Origin of the sequence: Delftia sp. ZNC0008 (genome assembly GCF_000799035.1) — a bacterium.
Lineage (GTDB): Bacteria > Pseudomonadota > Gammaproteobacteria > Burkholderiales > Burkholderiaceae_C > Comamonas > Comamonas tsuruhatensis.
On the sequence record NZ_JTKZ01000069.1, the window covers coordinates 4853 to 10870 of the forward strand.

The following is a 6018-nucleotide window of genomic DNA, read 5'->3' on the forward strand; positions in this document are numbered from 1 at the left end:
AGCTGGTGGCCCATGCCAGGTCGCATGGCGACCTGAGCTATGCCTCCACCGGCAATGGCAACGGCACCAACCTCGCCATGGAGATGTTCCTGGCCGGCAGCGCCATCCAGATGGTGCACGTGCCCTACAAGGGCAGTGCGCCGGCCATGCAGGCCCTGCTGGCGGGGCAGGTGCCCGTCTTCATGTCCGACCTGCCCACCGTCGTGCCTTATGCCCGGTCGGGCAAGGTCCGGGTCATCGCCGTCACGGGAGACCGGCGCTCGCCGCATCTGCCCGATGTGCCGACCTTCGCCGAGGCGGGCGCGCGCGGGGTGGAGATCGCCAACCATTTCAGCGCCTTCGTCGCTGGCGGCACGCCGGCCGCCGTGGTGGAGCAGCTCAACGCCGTGCTGCACAAGGCCCTGGCTGATCCCCGGTTGCAGAAGAATTTCTCGGAAATGGCGCTGGAGGTTTCGCCGTCCACTCCGCAGGAGCTGCGCGCCATGGTCAGGGATGACTCCGAGAAATACGGTGCCGTGATCAGGCGCCTGAACCTGAGCATCGATTGATGGAGTGAGGCGCACATGACATACACGCTGCAAAAAACAGAACCCTCGCTCCGGGCACTGGCCGACGGCCTGGAGTTTCCCGAAGGCCCGGTGGCCATGCCCGATGGATCGGTCGTGCTGGTGGAGATCGCCAACGGCTGGCTGACCCGGGTGACGGCCGATGGCACAAGGCGGCAACTCGTCCACCTGGGCGCAGGCCCGAACGGTGCCGCCATAGGCCCCGGCGGCAAGCTGTTCATCTGCAACAACGGTGGCTTCCAGTGGCACCGCAGTGCGGAGCATGGGCTGCGGCCCATAGGCCAGGCCAACGACTATTCAGGCGGGCGCATAGAGGCCGTGGACCTGGCCTCGGGCCAGGTCGAATGCCTGTACACGCAAAGCGGCAGCGGCCCCTTGAAGGGGCCCAACGACCTGGTCTTCGACCGGCATGGCGGGTTCTGGTTCACCGACCACGGCAAGGTGCGGCCACGTGAGGTGGACCGGGGCAGCGTCTGCTACGCGCTGGCCGATGGCAGCGCCATCCGCGAGGCCGTCTTCCCGCTGTGGTCGCCCAACGGAATCGGTCTTTCTCCCGATGAGAAGACGCTCTACGTGGCGGAGACCTTCACGGGGCGGCTGTGGGCCTTCGACATCGGCGAGCCCGGGCACATCCTGGCCCGGCCCTGGCCCGATTCGCCCAATGGCGGGCGGCTGCTGTGCCGCCTGCCGGGCATGCAGAACATCGATTCCCTGGCCGTGGATGCCGAAGGGAACATCTGCCTTGCCACGCTCGGCGAGGGCGGCATTACCGTGGTCTCGCCGGCCGGGCAGGTGCTGCACCGGGTCGAGCTGCCCGACCCCATGACGACCAACATCTGCTTTGGCGGCAAGGACCTGAAGACGGCTTTTGTCACCCTGTCTTCCACGGGGCGGCTGGTGGCGCTGGACTGGCCGTGTCCTGGATTGCCTTTGAATTTCCTGAATAGATAAGTTCCCCCTGGCTTCCCTTTCCGTATCGCTGGCGATTGCCATGGCGAGGGAGCCGCTACGCCTTTTTTTGTTGAACGGAAACCGCCACCCATGTCGAAACCCCTGAGCAACCCTGGATTGAACAAGCAGGACACCGTAGGCCACCTGGTGGCCCGGGTCCTGAAGCGGCACGGCATCACGCAGTTCTTCGGGCAGAGCCTGCCCAGCATGTTCGTGTTGGCCGCCGAGGAACTGGGCCTGCGCCAGATCGCCTACCGCACCGAGAACGCGGGCGGCTACATGGCCGATGCCCATGCCCGCATGAGCGGCAGGCCGGCCGTGATCACCGCGCAGAACGGGCCGGCCGCCGCGCTGCTGGTGGCGCCGCTGGCCGAGGCGCTGAAGGTCTCCATCCCCATCATTGCGCTGGTGCAGGACGTGGCGCGCGACCAGACCGACAGGAACGCCTTCCAGGACCTGGACCACATGGGCCTGTTCAAGCCCGTGACCAAGTGGGTGCGCCGCGTGGACCAAGCATCGCGCGTGGAGGACTATGTGGAGCAGGCCATCATCGCGGCCTGCAGCGGCCGGCCTGGCCCCGTGGCGCTGATGCTGCCGGCTGACCTGCTCACCGAGCCTGCCCAGCCGTCCGGCGTGCCCCGGCCCGCTGCACTGGCCCGCTTTCCGCTGGACCGCGCCGTGCCCGAACGGCAATTGCTGGAACAGGCCGTGGGCGCGCTGCTCCAGGCCCGCGCGCCGGTCATCGTTGCCGGTGGCGGCGTGCACATCTCGGGCGCCAGCGAGGCACTGAGCGCCTTTGCCGATGCGCTGAGCCTGCCCGTGGCCACCACCAACATGGGCAAGGGTGCCGTGGCCGAAACGCATGAGCTGTCGCTGGGCGTGGTCGCCAACTGCCTGGGCCCCAACGGCTCGGGCCGCTACCTGAAGGATTTCGTGGCAGGCGCCGACGTGGTGTTCCTAATCGGCAACCGCACCAACCAGAACGGCACGGACAGCTGGACGCTGTACCCGCGCGATGCGCAATTCATCCACCTCGATATCGACGGCCAGGAGATAGGGCGCAACTACGACGCCATGCGCCTGGTGGGCGATGCGCGGCTGGCGCTGCAGGCCATGCTGGACATCGCCGGGCCGCTGGATCTGTCGGCCCGTACCGGCCAGCGCGCTGCACTGGCCGCACGCATTGCCAAGGGCAGGGAAAGGCACCTGCAGGAATCAGCCGAAGTGCGCCTGTCCAGCGCCGCGCCCATACGGCCCGAACGCATCATGCATGAGCTCGACGCCCTGCTGACCGCCAAGGACACCGTGGTGGCCGACGCCAGCTACTCCACGCTGTGGGTCACCAACTACCTGACCGCGCGCCGGGCCGGCCAGCGCTTCATCACGCCGCGCGGCCTGGCGGGCCTGGGCTGGGGCATGCCCATGGCCATGGGTGCGCGCCTGGCGCAGGACGGCGGCCAGGTGTTCTGCCTGGTGGGCGACGGCGGCTTCGGCCATGTGTGGTCGGAGATGGAGACCTGCAGGCGCATGGGCATCAAGGTGATCACCCTGCTCATCAACAACGGCATCCTGGGCTACCAGAAGCATGCCGAGCATGTGAAGTTCGGCGAGCACACCTCGGCCGTGAACTTCAGCGGCGTGGACCATGCGGCCATCGCACGGGCCTGCGGCATCCACGGCGTGCGCGTGGAATCGGCCGATGCCATCGCCCCCGCGCTGCGCGCCGCCATGGCCGCCGAAGAGGCCACGCTGATCGAGGTCATGTGCACCGAAGACGCCTTTCCCCCCATCACCTTCTACACGCCGGAGAGCCACTGATGAGCGCGCCTGAGAACTTCCCCCTCCGCACGGCCCTGGTGACCGGCGCCGCACGCGGCATCGGCCTGGCCACCGCCATCGAACTGCTGCGCGACGGCCGCCGCGTGGTGCTGGCCGACCTGGCCGCGCCCGACCTGGATCGGGTCCCGCAGGAACTGCGTGCCCGGGCCAGCGCCGTGGTGCTCGATGTCTGCGACGAGGCAGCCCGCCAGCGCGTGGTCGCGGACATGGTGCAGCGCCACGGCGGCGTGGACATCCTGGTCAACAACGCCGGCATCAGCCTCAAGAACGCCAGCGGACAGTCCAACGGCATCCTCGAAGTGGGGCTGGGCGAGGTGCAGCAGATCCTGGACGTCAACCTGCTGTCCATGCTGCGCCTGTGCCAGCTGGCGCTGCCGGGCATGAAGCAGCGGGGCTGGGGGCGCATCGTCAACGTGTCCTCGCTGGCCGGGCGCGGCAAGTCCATCGTGGCCGGCCCTGCCTACATGCTGAGCAAGTCCGCCGTGCTGGGGCTGAGCCGCTCCATCGCCTCGGAGATGGGCCAGTACGGCATCACCACCAACTGCGTGGCGCCGGGCCGCATCCTGACGCCGATGGCGCAGCAGGCCGGCGACGAGGTCAACCGCCGCTATGCGGAGCAGATCCCGGTGCGGCGCCTGGGCGAGGCGGCCGAGGTCGGTGCTGCCATCCGCTACCTGTGCAGCGAGTCCGCAGGCTTCACCAATGGCGCGGTGATCGACGTCAACGGCGGCTTCTTCATGAATTGAGGAAGGACGACCCCCTGAGCGGCTGCGCCGCTTCCCCCTCTCGCTTCGCGGGGGGACGGCACCCTCGGTGCGGGGCGGGGCGGCGCGGCCGGCCTAGGCCCCTCCTCGGTGCCCCCACTTCCAGGGCGTGCCTGTTTCCCGGTCAGTGGGTAGTGCGCTGCACCGTGAAAGCACGACTTCCAAAGACGACAGAACCCAAGATCGCAACGAGAGACAACCATGCATGCATATCCATCCCCCGCATCTCGCAGATGCCTGCTTTCGGCCTTCTGCGCGGCAGCGCTGGCGGCCGCAGCTGGCACCCCGGCGCTGGCCCAGGGCACGGACGCGTTTCCCGAGCGGGAACTGACCCTGATCATCAACTACGGCGCAGGCGGCAATACCGACGTGGCCTCGCGCGCCATCGGCAATGCCATGGAGGGCCTGCTCAAGAAGCCCGTGGTGCCCAACAACCGCGCGGGAGCGCAGGGCACGCTGGGCGTCTCGTCGCTGGCCCGGCAAAAGCCCGACGGCTACACGCTGGGCGTGGTGACCTTCTCCACCATCGCGATCACGCCCCACCTCATGAAGGTGGACTACAAGGTCGATGACTTCGACTTCATCGCAGGCGTGGCCCGCTACCGCTATGGCGTGGCCGTGCGCGCGGATTCGCCCTATAAAACCATGGCCGACCTGGTGGCCGCGTCCCGCCAGGGCAAGGGCATCTTCTTTGGCGCGCCGTCCGCGCCCAACAACCTGGCCATGTTCGAGCTGGGGCGCAAGACCGGCGGCAAGTTCGAGGAGATCAACTACAAGTCAGGCGCAGAGACCGTGGCCGGCCTGATCGGCGGGCAGGTCGATGTCATCGTGCAGAACCCCTCGGACATCGTCCAGCACGTCAAGGCCGGAAAAATGCGCCTGCTGGCCAGCGCCAGCCCCATGCGCTGGAAGGAGTTGCCCGAGGTGCCCACGCTCAGGGAGCAGGGCTACGACGTGGAGATCGACTCCTGGATCGGCCTGGCCTACCCCAAGGGCGTGCCCCCGGCCCTGCGCGACAGGCTGGAGCGCATTGCCATGGCCGCAGCCGAAGGTCCCCAGGTCGCGCGTGTCTTCGAGTCGGCGGGCGTGGACCCGGCAGCTCTCACCGGAGCCGAATACCGCAGGAAGCTGGTCCAGGGCCATGAGTCCATGGGCGCGGCCATCAAGGCAGCGAATCTGCCGCGCATGAACTGAGGGCGGTCCGGCGGCCTGCCGGCCTTGATGCACGGGTGCTGCTGCAGCATGGCCGAAAGATCATGAAAGGCCGCTCGTCGGCGGGGGAGCGCTCGCGCCCGCTCCCTGCGTTCGCTGCACCGGTCCACCAGGTAGCCTGTGCAGTCCAGCCGGTGCAGTCCAGCCGGTGCAGTCCAGCCGGTGTGTTCGCGCGTCAGCTGGGTGAACTTGACCAGTTCCCCCAATCACGTACACCGCGCGCAGGGGGCGAGTGCCTGCATCTCAGCGCGGCGCCAGGAACAGCTCCATGCGCTGCAGCTCCTCATCCAGCGCACTGCGAAAGGCGGCATCGCCGGGCGCCGCGCCGGCCACATAGCCGAATGATGGCTCCAGCCGGCCGTCGCGCGCCTGCAGGTTGGCCCAGCCGATCACATGGCCGCGCCAGAGCATGGGCAGGGCGTAGTAGCCCAGCTGGCGCTGAGCTGGTGGCGTATAGGCCTCGAACTTGTAGGTCCAGCCCCAGAGCAGCGTGAAGCGGCGCCGGTCCCAGACCACGGGATCGAAGGGCGCGAGCAGGCGCAGCCGCTCGTCGAAGGCATGGCGGCGCGAGCGTGGGTTCTCGGCGGCGGGCCAGTACCAGGTGGTTCCGTCGATGCGGCAGCTGGCCAGTTGCTCGCGCGCCAGCCGCAGCGCCGCCTGGGTCTGTTGCGCCAGGTGGACGCGGA

The 6018-nt window shown here is 68.3% G+C and carries 6 protein-coding genes; 5 read left to right on the forward strand and 1 reads right to left on the reverse strand.

Annotated features, from left to right (window positions below; all coding sequences use genetic code 11):
• From L995_RS34165 to L995_RS02665, 5 genes are all read left to right on the forward strand, one after another.
• On the forward strand, nt 1–548 hold a 548-nt coding region (locus L995_RS34165; RefSeq protein ID WP_231574340.1), incomplete at its 5' end, for a tripartite tricarboxylate transporter substrate binding protein.
• Between the two features lie 15 nt (nt 549–563).
• A complete protein-coding gene (locus L995_RS02650) occupies nt 564–1517 on the forward strand; it encodes an SMP-30/gluconolactonase/LRE family protein (protein ID WP_047468877.1) in 954 nt (317 codons plus the stop codon).
• A gap of 90 nt (nt 1518–1607) precedes the next feature.
• A complete protein-coding gene (locus L995_RS02655; protein WP_047468881.1) occupies nt 1608–3335 on the forward strand; it encodes an acetolactate synthase catalytic subunit in 1728 nt (575 codons plus the stop codon).
• On the forward strand, nt 3335–4102 hold the full coding sequence (locus L995_RS02660) for an SDR family oxidoreductase (RefSeq protein ID WP_017406496.1): 768 nt from the start codon (nt 3335–3337) through the stop codon (nt 4100–4102). Before L995_RS02655 ends, L995_RS02660 begins: the two co-directional genes overlap by 1 nt.
• 219 nt (nt 4103–4321) lie before the next feature.
• A complete protein-coding gene (locus L995_RS02665) occupies nt 4322–5314 on the forward strand; it encodes a tripartite tricarboxylate transporter substrate binding protein (protein ID WP_047468884.1) in 993 nt (330 codons plus the stop codon).
• A gap of 261 nt (nt 5315–5575) precedes the next feature.
• Here L995_RS02665 and L995_RS02670 read toward each other — a convergent pair.
• A partial coding sequence (locus L995_RS02670; protein WP_047468886.1) for a DNA glycosylase AlkZ-like family protein occupies nt 5576–6018 on the reverse strand: 443 nt, incomplete at its 5' end.

Coding starts and splice junctions, on each gene's coding strand:
- L995_RS02655 (WP_047468881.1), top strand. CDS start 1,608: ATGTCGAAACCCCTGAGCAACCCTGGATTGAACAAGCAGGACACCGTA.
- L995_RS02660 (WP_017406496.1), top strand. CDS start 3,335: ATGAGCGCGCCTGAGAACTTCCCCCTCCGCACGGCCCTGGTGACCGGC.
- L995_RS02665 (WP_047468884.1), top strand. CDS start 4,322: ATGCATGCATATCCATCCCCCGCATCTCGCAGATGCCTGCTTTCGGCC.
- L995_RS02650 (WP_047468877.1), top strand. CDS start 564: ATGACATACACGCTGCAAAAAACAGAACCCTCGCTCCGGGCACTGGCC.